Source organism: Candidatus Bathyarchaeota archaeon (assembly GCA_026014585.1).
Classification (GTDB): Archaea; Thermoproteota; Bathyarchaeia; order Bathyarchaeales; family Bathycorpusculaceae; genus Bathycorpusculum.
The window spans coordinates 91,548-110,827 of the sequence record JAOZIA010000022.1; the positions used below are offsets into that span (position 1 = coordinate 91,548).

General features: G+C 41.7%; 26 protein-coding genes and 1 other RNA gene. 12 read left to right on the forward strand and 15 right to left on the reverse strand.

The window, feature by feature from the left end; genetic code table 11:
* The first annotated feature begins 2 nt into the window (after positions 1–2).
* From NWF01_07235 to NWF01_07245, 3 genes are all read left to right on the forward strand, one after another.
* Complete coding sequence (locus NWF01_07235) at positions 3–962, forward strand: thiamine pyrophosphate-dependent enzyme (GenBank protein ID MCW4024810.1); 960 nt, start codon at positions 3–5, stop codon at positions 960–962.
* Between the two features lie 85 nt (positions 963–1,047).
* A complete protein-coding gene (locus tag NWF01_07240) occupies positions 1,048–1,434 on the forward strand; it encodes a universal stress protein (protein MCW4024811.1) in 387 nt (128 codons plus the stop codon).
* A gap of 101 nt (positions 1,435–1,535) precedes the next feature.
* Positions 1,536–1,700 (forward strand): chorismate-binding protein, encoded by a 165-nt coding sequence (locus NWF01_07245; protein ID MCW4024812.1) that lies wholly within the window; start codon positions 1,536–1,538, stop codon positions 1,698–1,700.
* A gap of 134 nt (positions 1,701–1,834) precedes the next feature.
* On the opposite strand, the gene NWF01_07250 is transcribed toward NWF01_07245, so the two are convergent.
* The 3 genes from NWF01_07250 to NWF01_07260 all read right to left on the reverse strand — a co-directional run bounded on the left by NWF01_07250 (position 1,835) and on the right by NWF01_07260 (position 4,380).
* Positions 1,835–3,184, reverse strand: coding sequence for a hypothetical protein (locus tag NWF01_07250; protein ID MCW4024813.1), 1,350 nt, complete (start codon positions 3,182–3,184; stop codon positions 1,835–1,837).
* 476 nt (positions 3,185–3,660) lie between these two features.
* Positions 3,661–3,957, reverse strand: coding sequence for a DUF424 family protein (locus NWF01_07255; GenBank protein MCW4024814.1), 297 nt, complete (start codon positions 3,955–3,957; stop codon positions 3,661–3,663).
* A 12-nt stretch (positions 3,958–3,969) separates the two neighbouring features.
* Positions 3,970–4,380 carry a translation initiation factor IF-2 subunit beta gene (locus NWF01_07260; GenBank protein ID MCW4024815.1) on the reverse strand — a complete coding sequence of 137 codons (411 nt, stop codon included), beginning with the start codon at positions 4,378–4,380 and terminating at the stop codon, positions 3,970–3,972.
* 158 nt (positions 4,381–4,538) lie between these two features.
* On the opposite strand from NWF01_07260, the gene NWF01_07265 reads away from it, so the two are divergent.
* The 4 genes from NWF01_07265 to rnpB all read left to right on the forward strand — a co-directional run bounded on the left by NWF01_07265 (position 4,539) and on the right by rnpB (position 8,319).
* Entirely contained in the window at positions 4,539–5,495 is a 957-nt protein-coding gene (locus NWF01_07265; protein ID MCW4024816.1) for a hypothetical protein, read from the forward strand.
* Between the two features lie 39 nt (positions 5,496–5,534).
* Complete coding sequence (locus NWF01_07270) at positions 5,535–6,809, forward strand: DUF373 family protein (protein ID MCW4024817.1); 1,275 nt, start codon at positions 5,535–5,537, stop codon at positions 6,807–6,809.
* Positions 6,810–6,914: 105 nt separating this feature from the next.
* Positions 6,915–7,697 carry a polyprenyl diphosphate synthase gene (gene uppS / locus NWF01_07275; protein ID MCW4024818.1) on the forward strand — a complete coding sequence of 261 codons (783 nt, stop codon included), beginning with the start codon at positions 6,915–6,917 and terminating at the stop codon, positions 7,695–7,697.
* Positions 7,698–8,018: 321 nt separating this feature from the next.
* An RNA gene (gene rnpB, locus NWF01_07280) (RNase P RNA component) lies at positions 8,019–8,319 on the forward strand.
* Positions 8,320–8,394: 75 nt separating this feature from the next.
* On the opposite strand, the gene NWF01_07285 is transcribed toward rnpB, so the two are convergent.
* From NWF01_07285 to NWF01_07305, 5 genes are all read right to left on the reverse strand, one after another.
* Positions 8,395–9,081 (reverse strand): hypothetical protein, encoded by a 687-nt coding sequence (locus tag NWF01_07285; GenBank protein ID MCW4024819.1) that lies wholly within the window; start codon positions 9,079–9,081, stop codon positions 8,395–8,397.
* Positions 9,082–9,370: 289 nt separating this feature from the next.
* A complete protein-coding gene (locus NWF01_07290) occupies positions 9,371–9,529 on the reverse strand; it encodes a hypothetical protein (protein ID MCW4024820.1) in 159 nt (52 codons plus the stop codon).
* 123 nt (positions 9,530–9,652) lie between these two features.
* The gene (locus NWF01_07295) at positions 9,653–10,417 is read right to left on the reverse strand and encodes a hypothetical protein (protein ID MCW4024821.1); all 765 of its coding nucleotides are present in this window, start codon (positions 10,415–10,417) and stop codon (positions 9,653–9,655) included.
* 47 nt (positions 10,418–10,464) lie between these two features.
* Complete coding sequence (locus tag NWF01_07300; protein ID MCW4024822.1) at positions 10,465–11,223, reverse strand: class I SAM-dependent methyltransferase; 759 nt, start codon at positions 11,221–11,223, stop codon at positions 10,465–10,467.
* Positions 11,224–11,355: 132 nt separating this feature from the next.
* On the reverse strand, positions 11,356–11,586 hold the full coding sequence (locus tag NWF01_07305; protein MCW4024823.1) for a hypothetical protein: 231 nt from the start codon (positions 11,584–11,586) through the stop codon (positions 11,356–11,358).
* A gap of 294 nt (positions 11,587–11,880) precedes the next feature.
* Between NWF01_07305 and NWF01_07310 the strand changes: the two genes are divergently transcribed.
* The 3 genes from NWF01_07310 (at position 11,881) to NWF01_07320 (ending at position 13,442) form a co-directional block, all read left to right on the forward strand.
* Positions 11,881–12,216 (forward strand): hypothetical protein, encoded by a 336-nt coding sequence (locus tag NWF01_07310; protein ID MCW4024824.1) that lies wholly within the window; start codon positions 11,881–11,883, stop codon positions 12,214–12,216.
* An 86-nt stretch (positions 12,217–12,302) separates the two neighbouring features.
* Positions 12,303–13,142 (forward strand): CBS domain-containing protein, encoded by an 840-nt coding sequence (locus NWF01_07315; protein MCW4024825.1) that lies wholly within the window; start codon positions 12,303–12,305, stop codon positions 13,140–13,142.
* A 171-nt stretch (positions 13,143–13,313) separates the two neighbouring features.
* Entirely contained in the window at positions 13,314–13,442 is a 129-nt protein-coding gene (locus NWF01_07320; protein MCW4024826.1) for a hypothetical protein, read from the forward strand.
* A 109-nt stretch (positions 13,443–13,551) separates the two neighbouring features.
* On the opposite strand, the gene NWF01_07325 is transcribed toward NWF01_07320, so the two are convergent.
* A complete protein-coding gene (locus NWF01_07325; protein MCW4024827.1) occupies positions 13,552–14,457 on the reverse strand; it encodes a cation diffusion facilitator family transporter in 906 nt (301 codons plus the stop codon).
* 259 nt (positions 14,458–14,716) lie between these two features.
* Here NWF01_07325 and NWF01_07330 point away from each other — a divergent pair, with 259 nt between their 5' ends.
* A complete protein-coding gene (locus NWF01_07330; protein ID MCW4024828.1) occupies positions 14,717–15,277 on the forward strand; it encodes a hypothetical protein in 561 nt (186 codons plus the stop codon).
* A gap of 120 nt (positions 15,278–15,397) precedes the next feature.
* Positions 15,398–15,724, forward strand: coding sequence for a hypothetical protein (locus NWF01_07335; protein MCW4024829.1), 327 nt, complete (start codon positions 15,398–15,400; stop codon positions 15,722–15,724).
* A 101-nt stretch (positions 15,725–15,825) separates the two neighbouring features.
* Here the strand turns inward: NWF01_07335 and NWF01_07340 are convergent, their stop codons facing one another.
* The 6 genes from NWF01_07340 to NWF01_07365 form a co-directional block, all read right to left on the reverse strand.
* Entirely contained in the window at positions 15,826–16,518 is a 693-nt protein-coding gene (locus tag NWF01_07340; GenBank protein MCW4024830.1) for a DUF1508 domain-containing protein, read from the reverse strand.
* A 118-nt stretch (positions 16,519–16,636) separates the two neighbouring features.
* Positions 16,637–17,167, reverse strand: a complete 531-nt coding sequence (locus tag NWF01_07345; GenBank protein MCW4024831.1) for a YkgJ family cysteine cluster protein — start codon at positions 17,165–17,167, stop codon at positions 16,637–16,639.
* A 72-nt stretch (positions 17,168–17,239) separates the two neighbouring features.
* Positions 17,240–17,713 (reverse strand): hypothetical protein, encoded by a 474-nt coding sequence (locus NWF01_07350; GenBank protein MCW4024832.1) that lies wholly within the window; start codon positions 17,711–17,713, stop codon positions 17,240–17,242.
* Between the two features lie 77 nt (positions 17,714–17,790).
* Positions 17,791–18,060, reverse strand: a complete 270-nt coding sequence (locus NWF01_07355; GenBank protein MCW4024833.1) for a hypothetical protein — start codon at positions 18,058–18,060, stop codon at positions 17,791–17,793.
* A complete protein-coding gene (locus NWF01_07360) occupies positions 18,057–18,605 on the reverse strand; it encodes an O-acetyl-ADP-ribose deacetylase (protein MCW4024834.1) in 549 nt (182 codons plus the stop codon). Before NWF01_07360 ends, NWF01_07355 begins: the two co-directional genes overlap by 4 nt.
* Positions 18,606–18,626: 21 nt before the next feature.
* On the reverse strand, positions 18,627–19,268 hold the full coding sequence (locus tag NWF01_07365; GenBank protein MCW4024835.1) for a LysE family translocator: 642 nt from the start codon (positions 19,266–19,268) through the stop codon (positions 18,627–18,629).
* Positions 19,269–19,280: the final 12 nt, after the last annotated feature.

A 19,280-nucleotide genomic window follows, 5' to 3' on the forward strand; every position in this document is an offset into this window, starting at 1 on the left:
AATTGACTACACAAGAATGGAAATTCACCGCCAAAGACATTGCATTAAAACCCGATTTATTCCTTTCAGGTCACAGAGCATGTGCAGGTTGCGGACCAGCCGCGGTGCTACGCCTGATAATGAAGGCTACAAGAGGACCCACAATAGTTACTCAAGCAACCGGTTGCATGGAAGTTGTCTCATCAATTTATCCCTACACATCATGGGCTACTCCATGGTTGCATACTGCCTTTGAGAATGCTGCTGCGAACGCTTCAGGTATTGACGCTGCACTTAAAGTCTTAAAGACGAAAGGTAAACTCAAGCAGGAACACATTGATATCATAGCATTTGCCGGTGATGGTGGTACTTACGACATTGGCTTGCAGGCTCTCTCTGGCGCTGTTGAACGTGGTCATGACTTCCTTTTTGTTCTCTACGATAATGAAGGATATATGAACACGGGTATTCAGAGGAGCGGCGGAACACCCACAGGCGCAGCTACAACTACAACCCCTGCAGGTTCAGTAATTCCCGGGAAGCCTGAACGTAAAAAGCCAATCACCGAGATCATGCTTGCCCATGATATGCCCTATGTTGCAACAGCATCACCTTACTACTGGAAGGACCTCCTAACTAAGGTACGTAAAGGCTTAGAGGTTGAAGGACCTGCTTTTCTGCATGTGTTTGCTCCTTGTCCCAGAGGCTGGAGAAGTAACCCTGCAAAAACAATGGAATACACCAAACTCGCAGTTGAGTCTTGTGTGTTCCCTATATGGGAAGCAGTAGATGGGAAACGTGTATTATCAGTGCCAAGTAAAGTGATTGCTTTGGCACCGCAAAAGAAAAAGCCTATCACAGCTTATCTTGAGGGACAAGGCAGATTCAAGCACCTGTTTACTTCCAAAAACAGGCATATCGTTGATGAACTTCAACACTATACTGATGAGCGTTGGAGTCAACTTTTAAAGAAATGCGAGTAAACTCGCTTTTTCTTATTTTTTGTTTTTAGCACGTTTTTCCGAAAACTATTATTTATCATACATGTTTATTGTAGGTTTGATTGTTATGTTTGAGAAAATTCGCATACTTGTAGGGGTTGATGGCTCTGTTCAGTCTAAAAAAGCTCTCAAGGAAGCTATATCCCTTGCTCAGCACTTTTCAGGATTTATTAATGCCATAACCGTTTATGAGAAAGGTCAAGAAAAAAAGGCTCAAGCCATAATTGACGATGCCAGACACGTTTTGGATGGTGAAGGCGTAAAGTTTGATGTTTCCATGGTTGTTGGTTCTAACACAGCTAAAAGGTTGGAGAGTTACGCCAAAAAAGAGAACTTTGACTTGATTGTGGTTGGTAGCAGAGGTTTAGGCAGTAGAGTATCTATTTTGTTGGGCAGTGTTTCCAAGCAGGTTGTGGGCAATGCGTACTGCAATGTGCTGGTCGTAAAAAAGTGATTTTTAAAAACGAAAAATACCTCTGATTTGCCCTTATTTTTCCATGTTTAACCACAAATGTTTTATTCTCTACCTTATAACCATGAAATGAGGAATTAACAATGGCAAAGTGCCCCAGCTGTGGAAAAGAAGTAAAAAACGCCAAGAAAACTTGGAAAATGGCAGGTAAACCAGACAAAAAAGGAAAAAGAACTCAACTGACAATCGGACTCTACGAATGCTGTGACAAAACATTCCGCCAAGTCCTAGACAAGAAAAAAATCTAAGACTCTTTTTCCTTTATTTTTTTCCAAATTCTGTTGCTTTCACTATAGCCCTCTAAGATACCTGCAGGGTTACTGTGTTGTTTGTAGCTGAAAAGTTGGCAAATCAGTTATGGATAGTGTGAGATGAAGCAGTTTTAGCCTGCTGTGCCATAACCGTTTACTGTTACTATCACGTTTGATTGGGCACGATTTGTTTGTGCATCGATTAGGATTGCCCAGATTACGTTTTCTGAAGGAATCAACGTGAGTATATCATCATCACTTAGCCACTCTGACGTGTTTGTCGTGTAATGTTTGACGACATCGCCGACGTACACATTATCCACTGTTTCACAGCGGATTCGCACAGTGACGGTTTCGCTACTGGAGAAACTGCCTTGAAGGTTGATTTTTAGTTCGAAATTGTAAATGTTAAGAGGATGCATGCTTATGGTTGTCGCATTGCCATATTGGCTGCCTACTCCAATGGTTACTTGCTGTGTTCCGATGTCAAAGTTGCTGCCTAAACCAGAAATCCAAATGTACGCAGGGTTAAATACGCGAGCTGTCCAGTTCCCAAGAAAACTCACTCCTGCCCCAATGGTAGGGGTTCCTTTACATGTGTCCCCGATGGATATGGCGTACGAGTTTGTTGGACCATTCGCAAAAGATTCGAACACTACACCAATTAGCAGTGTCTGGCTCATCGCACCGTTGACTTTGATTCCAACCTGATTGGTTTCTCCGTTTTCCCCGATCCATACACGGGCGTTCATGATTTGGCTGTTGGAAAACTCGGCTTTTTCCTCCACATTGATAGCTATGGAATTGTCCATCATATTAAAGTAGCAACGGGATATTTCGGAGCTTTCGTATGAGCCTGTGCCGTTGCCGATTGGTGTTCTGAATGCTATGCTTTCACCGTTGTTTATGAAGTGGCAGTCTTGGATTGTTGAAGCTTCACTCCATGTGTTGGTGTTAGCGAACTCTATGGCTGTTTGGCAGTCCAAAAAAAGCATGTCTGAGATGCTTGTTGCTAAAGAATTTTCCACACGGATAGTTGTGTTGGTTATTTTTAATCCTGAAATACTGTTGTACTTAGAAAACGTGTAATCATCACCGTGAATTACTATTTTGTAGCCATTACCGTTGATTTGAGCGTTATTGCCCACTATTTTACTGTTTATCTTGTTGGTTACTAACACGTCACTGGTTAGTGTGTAGTTTCCTTTCTGCAGGCAAACAGTGTTTCCAGCAATAAGTGCGCGGTTTATTGTGTCTGAAGCGTTAGTGGATGTGTAAACGATATTGTCTGTTGCCATATTTTTTAGTTTGTATGTGCCGTCGTTTGGGTATATTATGTAGTCAAAGTTAGAGTCGTTGGTTGCTCCCTGAAAAACATGGGCTTGCTGCAGAATGAAAATGGTGTTGAATACTGTCAATCCTAAGATAACCGCTAAAATCACGGCAAGCGTGCGAGTGGACAGGGTCACTTTGGAAGACAAGTTGTGCTTCAAACTCGGATTTTAGCTTACATTAGTTAACCATTGTTAATTAAATTTTATGATAACCCGCTTACGTAAACCTACTTAATTTACTTAAACACGCCTTTTATTCGGAATACGACTGAAAATATAAAACAGGAAAAACACAATAATATTTACTGGGGAACCTTAGGATTAATCTGAAGCATTCGATCAAACGTTTGCTATTTTTTCAAAATCAGGACATAATATACTGTAAACATTGTGGCTTACATTTTTCAAAAACTAATGTTCCTCTCAGCGGCTGGACTGACTACTGTTACGGGCTACATCGTCATTGCCCTAAATGTAACGCCATAATAGAACATCACGTTAAACCCGCAATAGTGCAACCAAAAATTGACTATCATTTGTTTACTAAAAAAATAAATGACCCAGAGAAAAACTATGCATATTCCAGTGAGAACATCAAAAAAGTACAAGGTCGCCTAAAACGTCTACAGCTTCATTATCTGCGCGTGCGGCACGCCTTGGATATTAAGAACTGCTTCAGGGTGGACATATCCTTTTTTGATGGCGCACTCTACACAAGCTTGACCGACAAGATTTACAATCGTTGAGTTTTCAATCATCGCCACTGCTTCCTCAACGCTGGCTTTTCCGCCGTTGTAGAATTCGCCTTTTATTTTGAAGGTGATTTTTCCTTCCTGCAAAGTTTTTCCGAGTAAATCGCAATCACAGATGGCTAAAACTACGTGTCCTTGATTTTTTTGCAGTTTAACGTAGACATCCATCCTTTTTCTCTCTTAGAGTTGTTTTATTGCTGATTTTGCTCCGCAAGCGTTGCAGACAAGGAATGTTAAACGTTTTTCTTTGAGGATTCTTGTATCTGGACGTTTGCATACAGGACAGACAACAAAACCTTCCATGTATCTTTGTAGAAGTCGTTCAAAGCTGTCACTTCTAAATTTTCCTTGGAAAATGGCTCTTGATTCATGGAATGTTGCTGCTGTTGCCATTTCACGGGTTAGGAATTTTAGAATATGCTGTGGGTCACGGTCTAGCGTGTCTGCTACGTCTTTAAAGTTTGAAATTATTGTACGCATTCCTACAGTGCTTACGTAAAGCCTGGGAAGTTCTATTCTTTCTTTTTTGGCGGATACCTCAGGCATTTCTTGACATGCCCGCTTTAGCAGTTCATTATAATTATAGTCCATAATGCACGTCTCATCCAATTCATGGTATCAAGATATATTTAAAACTTATAATAGGATGAAAACGTATTGTCATGGTAAAATAAGCATCTTAAGACTCAAAAAATATTAATTCGAAAGCCAACTGGCTACTTAACAAAAAGCGGCAGGAAGTCCAAGTCGTGTCTGAAGATAAAACTAAACAAATGTCAAATATCCAAGCGCAAATCGCCACCTTAAAAGATAAAATCGCAAAAATAAACACTGAAACAAAAAAACAAATAGAAAAACGCGACGAACTAAACAACAAAACCAAACAAACCAACCAAGAAATAAACGGGTTGCGCGCAAAACGTGATGAGATAAATCAGAAAGTCAAAGAGCTCAAACAGCAACGCAACGAAATCCACCAAAAAATCAAGCCAATCATGGATGAGATACGCGCTATCAACGAGAAGAAGCAAGAAATACGGAAAAATGCTCCACCCATCAGGCGTGACGATGTGCAAAAGGAAATTGATGCTATTGACTGGAAAATCCAAACAGAAACCTTGGACATGAAAGAAGAAAAACGCTTAGTTGACGAGATTAAACAGCTTGAGAAGCAGCTTGGCGGTTTTAAGAAGATTGATAAAGAAAACAAGAAAATCGATGAACTTCTAAGCCAACGCAAAGCCCTTGACGCGCTTGCTGACAACTTCCACAAGCAACTCTCTGAACTTGTCAAAGCAGGGCAGGATGTTCATGCTAAAGTTATCGCTAAGGTAGACGCGGCAAAGCAGAACCGTGCAGAAGCAGACCTTATGCACAAGGCTTTCATTGAAAGTAAAGAAAAAATTCAGCAGGTACAGGTTGAAATTGCTGTGTTAACAGGACAGCTTAACGGTTTAAGAGATGCTTACCGTGCAGAAAGAGCTGAGAGCCGTGCATTGAGAGACAAAGAGTACGAAGAAAGAGCTGCTGAGCGGGCTAAAGAAAAAGAACTGATAAACATAGAAAAAACCAAGCGTGCCCAAAGCGAGCAGCAACTAAAAGAGAAAATTGGTGCCCAAGCTAAAGAAAAACTTGAACGCGGCGAAGAAGTAAACTTTGCAGAGTTTGCAATGCTTGCAGGCGACGATGAAGAAGAACATGCATAAGGTTAAATTAAAAACAAGAAATACTATAGGAAGAGTTGAATGAATAAAAAGGAAACGCAGCCCCAACCACAGAAGCGGATCCTAGTTTTATGTGTTGACAGAGACGCTGACGTAGATGTAAAAGCGGGCATTCAAACCCCTGTTCTGGGTCGAGAAGCAAACCTTAACGCTGCAGTTTCCCTTGCACTAAAAGACCCAGAAGAACCCGACGCAAACGCCATGTTTGAAGCAGTCAGCCTCTACGACCGGCTACAGAAAGAAAAAAAACAACACGAGTTTTTTGAAGTTGCTACAATTTCCGGCTCTGAAATCGGCGGCGTAAATGCAGACCGAAAAATCGTCGAAGAACTCACGGGATTGCTTGAAAATTTTAACGCAAGCGAAGTTATCCTTGTGTCTGACGGTTATAGTGATGAGGCAGTTTTGCCGTTGGTAGAATCCCGTGTACCCGTTTCTTCAGTTCGCCGCATAGTAATCAAGCACAGTGAATCTATTGAAGAGACCGCCGCTGTCTTCACCAAGTACATGCGACTAATCGTGGAAAATCCCAAGTATGCACGTATAGCTTTAGGTTTGCCTGGAGTGCTGGTTTTCATTTTCGGTGTGCTGTGGGCAGCCAACTTTGTCATTCCAGGCGCAATAAATTACTATTTCATAGCAATCATTCTTGTGATAGGCGGTTTTTTGCTGTTCAAAGGGTTTGGTGTTGATAGATTTGGAAAAGATTTCTTTACGTGGGTTCGTGAGTACTCTCCGCCTCCGCTTCCAATACAAATCTCCAACTACACAATAATTGCAGGGCTCCTATGTGTTGCAGTAAGCCTCTACGTTGGCGTAAGTAATATCAGCGTGAACGCAGGACCTTTCCCAAGTGATGCAGCTGGTTGGATTGGTGCTATACCAAAATTAACCTCTTACTTCATCAGAGGAGTCATGGATCTTTTAGTTGTTGGTTTATGTATTGTTCTTTTGGGCAGAAGCATCAGACTATACACTGAACATGACTCTCGGGTGCTACGTAATGTTGCTTTGATTGTTCTGGTTGCTTGGTCACGGTGGATTATGGAGGCAACAGCAAACATAATCTACAACTCCTACAATATTCCCCTGCAACCAAACATTAGCGACCCCAACTTTGCCACGTTTGTGTTCTCGATAATTGTAGGTATCTTGATTGGCATTGCTTCGATATTGTGTATTATGATTGTGCAGCGTTCCTCCAAGTGCTTTTTTAGCAAAACAGACGATGATGATGGGGATGTTCCGCTTCAGTCTTCCACAGCAGACTCTTCAGCAGCTAAAAGTGAGCAGTAGCCTTAACAATCTCCTTTATAACCTAGTAATCTTTAATTGAAACCTTCCTGGTTTAGCTATGATGCAATCTGCTGGTAAAATCTGTAATCTTGAGAGGTCCGCTTAGTGCTTACAAAAATTCTCTCTGTCATCGGAGCATACAAACTGTATGAGAAATGGCTTTGGGACCAAGTTAAAAACGGCGAAAAAGTAGAACACATCGCAATTGTTTTGGATGGTAACAGGCGCTGGGCAAACCAAAAAGAGCTCAATCCGTGGCTTGGGCATAAAAAAGGTGCAGATACCGTGGAGGAATTGCTGGAGTGGTGTCAAAAACTCGGTGTCAAATTCATTACGCTTTACGCGTTCTCCACTGAGAATTTTAAGCGTACCTCTGATGAAGTGGATGAGATTATGCGAATCGCTATGGAGCGTTTCCGTAAACTTCTCACGGATGAGCGTATTCACAAAAACAAGGTTCACGTCAAAGTCATCGGTCGGGTGAATTTGTTGCCAGAGGATTTGCAAAAACTCATAAGTGAAGTTGAGCAGGCAACGGCGGATTATGATAATCAGTTTTTGAATTTCGCATTTGCATATGGCGGCAGGGCAGAAATCGTAGATGCAGCAAAAGTTATTGCGGAGAAAGTAAAGGATGGCGGTTTGCAAATAAAGGATATTGATGAGGAACTGTTTGAAAAATACCTATACACCGCACATATGACCAAACAGGAACCCGACCTCATCATTCGAACCTCAGGCGAAGAGCGTCTGAGCGGCTTTTTGTTGTGGCAGTCGGCGTATAGTGAATTGGCGTTTTTGGATGTTTACTGGCCTGACTTTCGCTTTATTGATTTGTTGCGTATTATTCGTACTTTTCAGAAGCGTAAGCGTCGTTTCGGCGCATAAGGCAATCAATGGTAGCAGAAGGTAGTGAATGGCGCAATGCAATCGGGCAATAGTCTGGTCTATAAGAGCTATTTTTTGTCCGTCAACCTGCCATAGCCCATCGGGTTCCCATAAACAATTTTGGCACTATGAAAACATGAAAAAACCAGCAATACACACCACCAAAAGTTTTCAACATGTTAATGGTTTGATTTTCAACAATTACAGACCTCCCCTCTATCGTTTCTGCAATGAATTTCTAATAGGCTCCAAATAGACAGCAAATAGGGTTTTGTTCACGGAGCCTTTATTGCCTTCCCCGCTTCATATTTTGTTGGGTTGGTGAGTTGGTGTGTGGCTATCGCTCCTTTGGAGTGAGGAAACTCCGCTCACATGTAGAATTGCAGCGTCCTCTCGGGGCGCATGGCGAGAGCCTTGGCAACGGAGCAGAAACGACACGTCCCCCAAACGCTGATGAATGAGGCACCCTAAAATGCCGACGAGTCTGGGTGGAAGCGGTGAAACGGCCGTCCTGCAAGTGGAAAGGGCAAACAGACGCCGATGAAGAATCTACCGGAAGGCGACAGGTAGCCCGATTAGCCAAATGCCACAGACAACAAAAAGCGGGTTACAACCAACACACCACAACCCAATACAGAAAAATAGACGTACCTTCACGATACAGTTCTCGGGAAGGTTCTTTATCTTATTATTCTTTTTAGTTTTTTATTTCCTTTAAGGTACTGGCTAGCTGTTCTTCTAATTGTGATACTGAATTCATACTCTTCTTTAAATTTTCAATAGATATAGATACTGCTTTGCAGTCGCTCATGCACTCACACCCTTTAATATTCACATCTCTTAATTTTTGAAACATTAAGTGTAAAAATCCTAAGGTAACAAGGATAAATAGCATCCCAGTTAGAACAAAAGTTATTGAAATAAACAACAACATAGCACTATAGCTAACATAAGACAAGATACATAGAAGAATAGATATAAAAAATGTTGAAATCGAAAGGAGCAACAAGCTTACAATGTTTTTATTAATATAACTAGAAATGTTTATGGTCTTATTTCGAGCAGCTTGTAATACTTTTAGGAGGTCCTCGCACTTATTATCAATTGTTTTAATTTGCTCTTTTATATTAAATATCATATTTTCAAGAGATTGCTTTTCTTTCGGACAAAAATTTGGAACCTTTTGAAAGAAATCATTTGCTTTTTCAAAAAAGTTTTTAGCAATAGACGAACAATTTTTCACATCACTTTTAAAATTATTTGAATATACAATTTGGTCATCAATTTTTTCAAAAATTTTTGTAATAGTGTCCTCAAGTTTGGCTATATAATAAAAGCTAATAGCAGCCAATAAGCTAGCTAAGATACCTACCGTTTGAATCAAAGTTTTAGACAAGTCAGCAATACTCTGACTCGTTAACCGAGTGAAAGAATCTGAGAAGAATAAGTAGTTAACAACTAACCAAAATATAATAATACAAAAAACTATGAAACATGCTAGTTTCATCCACTTAATGGGTAGCATAAATCAAAGGCATGGCTCTATCTATTTAAAATTTTGGCGGGAGCACAACTGTTTTTGAATATAATCATTTTAATAGGATTTATCAGTTCAATCTAAAAAAATAAGAAACATTGCCGTAGCAGCACTTTGTTTTGGGAGTAGATAGTTGTTATTTTTTAGGTTGTTCTGTTTCCGTGGCTGCTTTAACTGGCTTCATGGGTTCATCACAGCATATTAGGCATTCATCTGTGCATCCGCAGGGTTCTTCAATTAAAACAACAAGCCCGCATTCGTCACATTGGTATTTTTCACCTTTACGTTTAACCAAAAAATTCACCTTCTAAAAATTTAAATTTTTGTCCAATAAAATAATTTGTTTTAAGAAAATATAAAAATTTCTAAATCCTCGCTGGATGCAGTATACTACTTGAGTAGCTGCAGTGGTATAGTGTTAAAGGTTGTTGTCTATTCCGTTTATGGGGATAAGGTTGCTTTCGCCTGTTCTCATGTTGCCTGTCGTGTTTATCCAAACTGGGCTTACGGTTGGGTTGTGTAGTGTTACTTCTCCTATCCAGACGCCGCCTTCAAACGGGGTGGTTTTTGTTGGGGTGATTGTACCTGAGGACACGATGAGGTTGTTTGTTCCCGTGTAGCTTGTGAAGGAGTTGCCAAATTGGTCACGGGCTCGAATTGTTATGTTGAAGGGTTCGCTGGGTGTTGCAGGGTATTCTATGGCGTCAAAGGTGAAGTGGTCCAGAACAAGCGGGACATTGCTTACGTAGAAGATGTTACTGATTCCGTTTTTTCCGCCGCCCGAGGTTGAAATGAGTGCTTCTGAAGATGAGTTATCTGAGAATGTGATTTGGCCTGTCCAGATGCCGTCGGTGAAGTTGGTTGTGCTTGTTGGTGTAATGGCGCGTGGTGAGGTGAAGGTGTTGGTTCCTGTGTATTCGGTGTATACGTGGTCGTTTTGGTCCATTGCGCGTATGGTGACTTCGAAGGGTTCACCGGTTGTTTGGGCTTCAAGGTATATGAATGAGAAGTGGTGCAGTGTTGGTCGGGTTTCTTGGTAGGCGAATAAACCACTTAAGCTGGCTACGCCTATTATTGCGCCGACCGCGATTATTATGATTAAAATTATTGCAACAATTATGGATGAAACTGCTTTGATTGAATGTTTAAAGCGGAAAAATTTTTTCAAAGCTTTTGGCTTCATAGGTTCTCTGCACTTACCGCTAAAGTGCTATTGCATACTATTTAAAATTATAGAATTTGCAACAAGTAGAACACGTAACCATAGTAGTTGTTATATCTGCGGAACATTTCAATTTCCTTCTCTTCAGCTGCAAAATACTGTAGCGCCTCAGGGTCACCTTTGTGCTTGGCTTTTAGACTGGGCAATTTGGCTTCTATGGGCATGTAGTAATTGTCAAACCAGCTTTTTTTAGGAAGAATAAAAGTGGTTATGACCTGATAACCTGCCTTTTTTGCGGTTTCAACGTTTTCCTCAATGGTTTTTACGCCTTCGCCGAGTCCCTCATACATTTCTTTCATATACGCCGCAAGCTCACGAGGTCTATCTGTTCGTAGCCAAGTAAGCTCCGAAAGAACCAAGTACCCCTTATTTGCTAGTAACGGTCTCCATTCTGTTAAGCCCTTCGCAAACCCAATGATGAATATGGCACCTTCACACCAGACTAAGTCAAAGCTTTTTTTGAGGTATTGAAGGTTGAACATGTCACCTTTGACGGTTTTGATTTTGTCGCTTATGCCTGCTTTTTTGGCGTTAAAGTTTAGTTGGTCTAAAAAGGGTTGGTGGTTATCTAAGGCGATTATTTGTCCGCCAGAAAGTTTGGCTACTTCTATAGTTTGCATGCCTGGACCACACCCAATATCAAGGATTAGTGGGTTTGCAGGCAGATTTTTGAGCATTTTAAAAGCTCTTTTTGTTGATTGGTTGTCTCCAGGACCTTCTCGGGGCAAGTTACTGTGTACTTCGTAGAATATTGGCGGCATTTCCATTGAGTGTCAAATCCTTGAGTGGAATAATATTTGAATGCTAATATGCTTATTGTTAGAATAACAGACTGAACAGGTTGCTGTACAGCATAAAATATTTGAGACCTTGAGGAAAAATACTATTGATACTCTTGTTTAGTCTTTCCATGTTTTGAGGTCTGAGGGGTTTTCTTTTTTTAAGGCAGCTATCAAGCCTTCGCGTTCTTTTTCTGGAAGCAATGCACAAACGCCCAGTTGAACTTGACCATTTTGTTCCTGCGTTGGAGTGGTTTCTTTAAAGATGCAGTGTTTTTTGCCTTTGGATAGTAGTATGCATTTTATGTTTTGGTTGTAGTCGCAGCAGACTTTGCGTCCGAACTTGCCCATAATGTGTCTCCACAGCATCTTTTGGTGTATAAGTTAATAAAAATGTAGTTTCAACTTCGCATTTTTTTGGAGGATATGCCTTTTTCTACAATACATCTGTACACTGTAGAATACAAATATGACCTCATGTTTTTCCATTTTGCACTACAAATGTTAAAGCACACTTGATAACCCCTTTGTTTTTTAGGGGTTGCTTGAGAAAAATGTCAACGTTTTTCAGTTGAACGACTTGTTTTAGGCTTGTTTTTTCTTTAAAGCTTTTGACCCACAAAGCCTAAGCTATTAGTGAATATTATGGGGAATGAAAAGCAAACAGCAAAAGCCATTCACGAGTTAAGCGAAAGCACTGTTGACTTCCACAAAGCTATGAAAACAACCACCCAAACTACCGTGCAGACCCAAAAGCTTTGGCGGGAAGGAAACAAATCCAACCTAACAAAAATTGGCATGGCCTGCATCGTGCTGCCTGGACCTACACCATTTGGCGAAATTGTTGGCGCAGGCTTTTTGGTGGCTGGTGCTGTGCAGAAAGGTGTACAAAAAAAGACTTTGTACGTGAGTGATTTTAAGAAAAGTCTTGATTGTATTCAAAAAGAGTTGCGAGCTACAAGGAACTGTTTGCGGCTTTAACTTGTATTTTTTGCAAGATTTTTAGCGTTTTCTTTGGGTGTATTGTTTAATTAGCTGTTTTACTTATTTATTATTGAGGGATTTTTTTGGCGACACCTCAAGAGGAAATAAAAAGGCAGTTGCCAAGTGTAATCGACATTGCTTATGAACAATACAAACGTAACTTGCCACGTTACCGTATAGCACGAGAATTAATGAGTCCCAACGTAATCACCACAACACCTGATGTTCTGCTAGAAGATGCAGCTAAGATAATGGGTGACGCCCACATTGGAAGCCTGATTGTAACAAAATACAAAACACCCATAGGCATAGTTACTGAACGGGACTTGCTTAGTAAAATTTTGGCTCTGGGCCTGTTTTTGAGAGATGAAAAAGTTGAAGAGGTAATGTCTTATCCGCTGGTAACAGTTTCGGGTGATGCGAAAATAAAAGATGTAGCCCGTCAAATGATTAACAAAAAAAGCCGACTAGCCGTGTACGATGCTGGAACATTAATCGGTGTTATAACAACGTCGGATTTAATCAAGAGCTTACCTGATGTTCCTGAAACCGAGGTCAAAGTTGATGATTTCATGACAAAAAACATTCTCACAGCCGATGAAGACACAACGGTTCTTGCTGTAGCAAAAATTATGGGTTACAAACGCGTAGGCAGCGTAGTAATCACTCGACAGGGCGAACCATTTGGGCTTTTCACTGAAAGAGATTTGCTAACCAATTTTTTGGCTAAAGGCAAAACATTATTCACAGAAGTTGGGTTTGAATGTTCACAGCCGCTCATTGTGATTCCTTCAGGCACAAGCGTTCACCGAACAGCCGCAACTATGGCGCTACGGCACATTAGACGATTACCCGTCATGAAAGACGGCAAGTTAATCGGCATCATCACCGCACGAGACCTTGTTGAAGCTTACGCAAAATAATCCCCTTTTTTTGTAGTCGCCGCTTTTAGGGGTGTTTCTTTTGAATCACATATGTTTCTGTGCATGAGCACATTTTAGAAAAGCAAGTGTATACGAAATGTGTTTTAATTGGTGATGCATATTTTTCCTTTAACGTGATTGACAAAAACGTTAACTTTGGAGATGATTAATTTGTCTAAAAAAGCAAAGAAAGCAGCAGGTTTAGAGCAGCACAAGAAACTTCTACGTGAAAAAGAACAGAAACGTAAAGAACGAAAACAAGTGGCTCTACCAGCTAAGCATGCGAAAGGCAAAAAATAGTACTACATAAACCGCTTTTTTTTATTTTTTAAAATATTAGGCGTAGGCGCGGGTCAAATGCAGGCGTTTGCTTGCCTGAAGTTAACTAATATTTTACAATTGTTTTTGGCTAACTTTTGGGTTCAACTTGTAATGTCGTGTGCTTAATCCCGAATTTATCAATCAGCAATCGATTAATTTTCTCAATAAGCACGGTTACGTCGGCAGTACTGGTTATGTTTGCCTCTATCTGCGCTGTCAAGGAATACATACCTGAAGTGATTTCCCATAGGTGCATGTCTGTGATGGCAACGACTTGGGGAAAGTTAGCTTTGATTTCTGCAGTTACAACATTGATGTTCATGCCTTTGGGTGCGGTCTCCATCAGCACATTAACTGAATCACGCATCAACCCAAAAGCCCAAACAAAAATCAACATTGAAATCCCAATACCCAACAAGGGGTCAATGATGTACCAGCCTGTTACTGAGACTATAACTGCACCAATAATAATGGCTATAGATGATGCCATGTCTGCGAACATGTGCAGAAAAGCTCCTTTAATGTTCAAGTCATTTTTTGTGCTGTTGTGAAGGAGCAGAATACTTATGCCGTTTGCAGCCAACCCTGCTAATGCGACCAGAAACATTTCAAAACCCAGTACAGGCTGGGGATGTAGTAATCGTTCTATGCCTTGGTAGAATATGTAAGCTGTTACAGCAAAGAGGAATATGCTGTTGGCGAGGGCGGCGAGGATTTCTGCGCGGTAGTATCCGTAGGTTCGGTGGTGGCAAGGTTGTTTGCAGGCGATTATGATTGCGGTAAAGCTGATTGCTAAGGCGAATAGGTGAGTGAACATGTGACCTGCATCACTTGCTAGTGCTAGGCTACCGGTTAGGATGCTACCAAAAACTTCGATTACCATGACGGCGGCGGTTATGGTCATGGACAGGAGTAGGCGGGTTTTTGTGACGTTTTTGTATTCATGGATGTTAGATATTTTGTCTGTATTGGGGTCGTGACTGTGATTCGGCATTATTCAACCAACATTTAACCAAGGTTTAAGTTCTTTATTTAACAATAACTCATTCAACGTCAACTTTTTAACAATTAAAAACAAAGAAGGCAACAAGCCAAACAAGGAATCTTTAAATAAGCGACATAACACCTTATTTTTGGCTGACTTTTGGCACCTTATTGGTGCCGTAGCGCCCTCAAAAAGCCACGCAGTGAAGGGCATGTCGGTTTTTTGATGAGCGCTACGCCAATTTAACTAATATACAGGAGACGATTTTTTGAAGAAACACAGCAATAAATATCTGCGCATAGTTTTGGCTTTTGCAGGTTTTTGCCTAATCTTTTTGGCTACAACTGTATCTGCAAACCCTCCAGGAATAACCCTGACCAGCTGTGACTCCACAGGCACCCAAACCGAATCCTACACTGTAGGCCAAGCAATGTGCCTTAGCGGAACAGGTTTTGCACCATCTACAACCTATAACGTGTACGTTGTTAACCATACAGAATGGACCGAGGGCAGAGCAATTCCTGAGCGGGTCGCTGGGTCAGCAACCAGCTTAACTACGGATGAATCTGGCGAGTTTTTTGCGTTCGTCATGTGGTCCACTGCAGAGGAAGGCGTAACTGACATGCTTGTTGATGCGGACGGTAACGGCGTATACAACAGCGCCATAGACGCGTTAGATGATAACCACGTTACCAGCCTGTTTGTTGTTCCCGAGTACCCTTTGGGCGTATTGATTGCTGTGGTCACGGGATTTGTGGCATTTGTTGTTTTCAAAAACATCGGTGGCTTCCGAGAAAGCTTCCTGAAACTCTTGCATTTGTATAGTTAGTAAGCTGTTGATGGTTGGTTGGCAGAGTTTAGTGGGGTTTAATTTGGGTATAATGTGTGCGTAAATTTGAAAAATCGTTTAATAGGCTTTTGAGGTTTTGAGGGCTGAGGAACAGCCAAGATGAACCAGAAAACTGCAAATCAACTCCGCATTTACAAGATTGACATGTCCCAAACTGCCAAAGATGGCGCCTTCCAATGCCCAAACTGTAAAACAATCATCTCCCCCGATGACACATCCGAAAAAGTCTACACCATCTACAGCATCGCTTTAACCGACAACAACCTTCAAGAAATGGTGCTTCACTGCAAAAAATGCCTCAGCACTATACATTTAGTTGGGTTCCGCGAAATCCGTCCCTCCAAAAAACATCCAAACTCCAAAAGGCAAGGTAACCCACATCTAAATCCCCCTCAAGAGGCAAAATTTGAAAACAGCACCGTCTAAGGCAACTAGAAAGAAAAACAAAATTTGCTCATGCTTGGCTGTTGCCTTTTCTCCTTTCCTTATCAGCTCCAGATGACTGCACTACCTAAAAATCTGCGTGTTCACCTAAATTTTGAGTGCTGATACGTGTAGTCTTTGCTGTTGTAGGCGTTAACTGTTCTTCTTGTGCTTGAACGCAGCATATCTGAGGCGCAAAACGCGATGTTTAAAACATCAACGGTTAGGTTCATAGCGTATTCTAAACCCATTATTGCAAGAATCGACGTGGACAGCAAGGGTTGCAGTGGCGACTCTTGGCTTAGGCGGTCTTTGGCAAGTTCAATTTGGGGCAAGGGCACGATACCCCGCGAGATAATGACGGAGTCGTAGTAGCGTTTTTGCGTGGGCGCTTCAAGTTCAGCTTCGAGAATGCTGGGATCATCTATCTCCGCACTGAAACAGTTTTGGACAACATTGATTGCCCGCATACAATCCACTTTGTCTTCAAAATCTACCCCCTTCAAAATCACTTCACCGCCCGCTGCTTTAAGCCTGAACCGAAACATTTCCCCGTCACGGTAGAGTTCATATTTTGGACTTATGAGTCGCAGGTTGGTGATTATAGTTTGGTCATCGATAGGGGCGTCACAGTTGAGTTTGATTTGTTCTATAATGTTTAGGCATTCGCCTTGTTTGTCGAATGGTCCCCCAAATCCAACGATTTGGTATTTGTCATCAAATAAACGGAAGTGACTTTTGTTTTGAAAATCGCGGTAAACCTGAAATTTGGGGCACATAAAACAAGTTAACGGCATCTCTGAAATAAGATTTTCGCATAAGCTGCAAAATTTAGTAAAACACACTATACAATAAAGAAAACAGGGAACCGCCACAAGCCTTCTTGAAATCTTTAAAATATTCGTGTTTTCAGGGTTACACCTGCAGATTTGCCCGCTCCACCCCACGCCGCAACAGCCGTGAACGTGCTTCAGCCAAAACCCGCTTGTGGGTAACAGGCAACCCCAAATCATTAGCCGTCAACGACACGATTTTCTGCACCAAAACCTGAGCCGCCCGAGCAATCTCCTCAACCTCAGCAATGTCGGCTTCATCACAACCCACACAAGCGCAGGTAAAGGGAAAATTCAAGTCCACTTCAATGCGGTTTTTCTTATAATCAAAATCCACCAAGTCAAACGGCTCTAACCTGCAAATCTGTGGGCGTACAGAGTAAATTTTGCATTTATTGTCCTCACCCAAAAACCAGCAGCCTCCATCTTCTTTGCGTTTAACCCATAAAACCCCATTCTCATCTGGACCCTCAACAAAATCCGCAAACCCCTTCTCTTCGATACGTTTTTTCTCGGTTTTGCTCACGTCGGGCGGCTGCATTTTACAGCATGTTCCGCAGTTTTTGCATTTGAAACCTACGTTATTGGGAAAAACAACATTATTGAAGTTCAAGGTAGTTTAGACGTAGAGAAAAGGGTTAATTAGGATTTGGGAAACGCAGTGTTACATTTCAGGAAGGCAACATTAGTTGGGCAGGTCAAATCCTGTTGCTTCTCTAAATTTTGTTTTGAAAATCCATTCGAAATTATTCATGTTTCGGGGGTAAATAGAGATTAGTTTTTTGTTTCTACTGTGATAAATTGCCATCTTCCTTTTCATATTTCGGACATATTCAGTTCTCGTATGATTGTCGTCGGCATCTACAAGTCCCCAATACTCAACATAAACATCAAAATCGGGCAGATAGAAATCAGGTCGGCGTATATGGTAATCAGGAGAGTCTTCGTAACGGTAATTAATGCCCTGTTCAGCAAAATAATCTGCAATTCTTTTTTCTTGAATACTTTTAACAGCTTCGCCTTTTAGTGTCGTTGATTTAATGCCATATTCTCTTGTTTGACTGGCATTTGACGATTTTATTATGGCCCAAATTATTACAACTACAAATAAGAATATCCATATTATTACAATTGAAAATAAAGGTGTAATGTCAGCCATGCCTGTTGATATAACAAGGAAGCTTTTTTAAAATTTGTGAACCTTTGGTTCTTATGTACCTATTAAGTGATACGCTACTATTTTTTGGGTTTATACACTATTAGAGTGTTAGGCAGGTTATCGCCTCGTTTAGTTTTCCAAATATTTCCCAATTGGCAGGCAAATCCGTGCTTAGACGCGAGCGCTTTAATGCATTCTATGGTCTGTTCCTCAAAATTGCCACTCAGCATAACCTGATAACCACCCAATGCAGATACAGGAGCCACCAACTGCAAGTTCTGTCCATCCAAACCCGCACAACCCTCAAGCAATTCCTTTATGAGGGCGATTGCTTCGTTTCGCTTCAATACAACCCCTTCAGGGTGTTGGCGTAAATGTCAAAATCCACTTTAGAAAACAGCACAAACGTCACCCGCTCCAAATCATCGTCGCTTTTTAGGAAATCAACCACCGCTTTTAATGCCACCTGAGCCGCTTCCTCTGTAGGGTAGCCATACGCGCCTGTGCTGATAGAAGGGAACGCTACGGTTTTAAGCCCCTTCTGCACCGCCAATTTAAGGCAGTTCCGATACGCAAGCCGAAGCAGTTTGGATTCATCCTGCAAGCCTCCCCGCCAGATGGGACCAACCGTGTGAATCACGAATTTTGCCTTGAGATTCCCGCCCGATGTGATAACTGCCTGTCCAGTGGGTAATCCATCAGGCCAATCTGTCGCACGGATTTTTTTGCATTCTTCGAGGATTTTTGGTCCGCCCACACGGTGAATTGCGCCATCCACGCCTCCGCCGCCCAACAGTGTGCTGTTTGCTGCGTTTACGATTGCGTCTGCTTTTACATTGGTTATGTCGTCTTGGATGAGTTGTAGTTTAGTTATTGCGACATTTATTTCCATAAACTAACACTTCCCGTCAGCCTATATAACTGTGCTAATCGCAGACCAAAGCGCGGAACCAAAAAACCATAAACCAAACCCGACAAACACTGCTACACAAAACAGTACAACACCCTGATGCACTCGCTCAGTCCAGAACCGCTGAGACTTAAAAATTGCCCAACCAGCCACGGCGTACCAGAGAAAATCACAGCTCCAATGCACCCCCGCGAACACGGAAAACCCCCAAAACCCAAAAAGTTTCGCATTCAAAACCAGCGCTGTTCCAATGGTTAGCCACCAAAGGATGAAGCCTGCGTTGGCTGCCGTTGTGTAGATGCCTGCTAAAATGGAGTCGCGTTTGGTGATAGGCGGGGGGTTTTCTTGCTTGTGACGGTTACGGAATGTTTGTACACCCATAAAAACCATCAAAGCACCCCCAACTAAGCCGACCGTGACCTGCACAAAGAGCGGAATAGCGAACTGGCTGAGAGCAAAAAATATGAGACACATCAAAGGAAACTCAACGATACCGTGCCCAACTGCGATTAGGGCGCCTGCGGTTTTGCTTTTTGCGGATTTTTGGATGGTGACGGCAAAGAGTGGACCAGGCATGAGTACGCCTGAGAGTGAAATCAACACAACGGAGGCTAAGAATACGTAAAAGTTAGTTATATAATCCAAGCGTGCACTGCC

Coding starts and splice junctions, on each gene's coding strand:
- NWF01_07240 (MCW4024811.1), top strand. CDS start 1,048: ATGTTTGAGAAAATTCGCATACTTGTAGGGGTTGATGGCTCTGTTCAG.
- NWF01_07245 (MCW4024812.1), top strand. CDS start 1,536: ATGGCAAAGTGCCCCAGCTGTGGAAAAGAAGTAAAAAACGCCAAGAAA.
- NWF01_07255 (MCW4024814.1), bottom strand. CDS start 3,957: ATGGATGTCTACGTTAAACTGCAAAAAAATCAAGGACACGTAGTTTTA.
- NWF01_07260 (MCW4024815.1), bottom strand. CDS start 4,380: ATGGACTATAATTATAATGAACTGCTAAAGCGGGCATGTCAAGAAATG.
- NWF01_07270 (MCW4024817.1), top strand. CDS start 5,535: ATGAATAAAAAGGAAACGCAGCCCCAACCACAGAAGCGGATCCTAGTT.
- NWF01_07295 (MCW4024821.1), bottom strand. CDS start 10,417: ATGAAGCCAAAAGCTTTGAAAAAATTTTTCCGCTTTAAACATTCAATC.
- NWF01_07300 (MCW4024822.1), bottom strand. CDS start 11,223: ATGGAAATGCCGCCAATATTCTACGAAGTACACAGTAACTTGCCCCGA.
- NWF01_07305 (MCW4024823.1), bottom strand. CDS start 11,586: ATGGGCAAGTTCGGACGCAAAGTCTGCTGCGACTACAACCAAAACATA.
- NWF01_07310 (MCW4024824.1), top strand. CDS start 11,881: ATGGGGAATGAAAAGCAAACAGCAAAAGCCATTCACGAGTTAAGCGAA.
- NWF01_07325 (MCW4024827.1), bottom strand. CDS start 14,457: ATGCCGAATCACAGTCACGACCCCAATACAGACAAAATATCTAACATC.
- NWF01_07335 (MCW4024829.1), top strand. CDS start 15,398: ATGAACCAGAAAACTGCAAATCAACTCCGCATTTACAAGATTGACATG.
- NWF01_07340 (MCW4024830.1), bottom strand. CDS start 16,518: ATGCCGTTAACTTGTTTTATGTGCCCCAAATTTCAGGTTTACCGCGAT.
- NWF01_07350 (MCW4024832.1), bottom strand. CDS start 17,713: ATGGCTGACATTACACCTTTATTTTCAATTGTAATAATATGGATATTC.
- NWF01_07360 (MCW4024834.1), bottom strand. CDS start 18,605: ATGGAAATAAATGTCGCAATAACTAAACTACAACTCATCCAAGACGAC.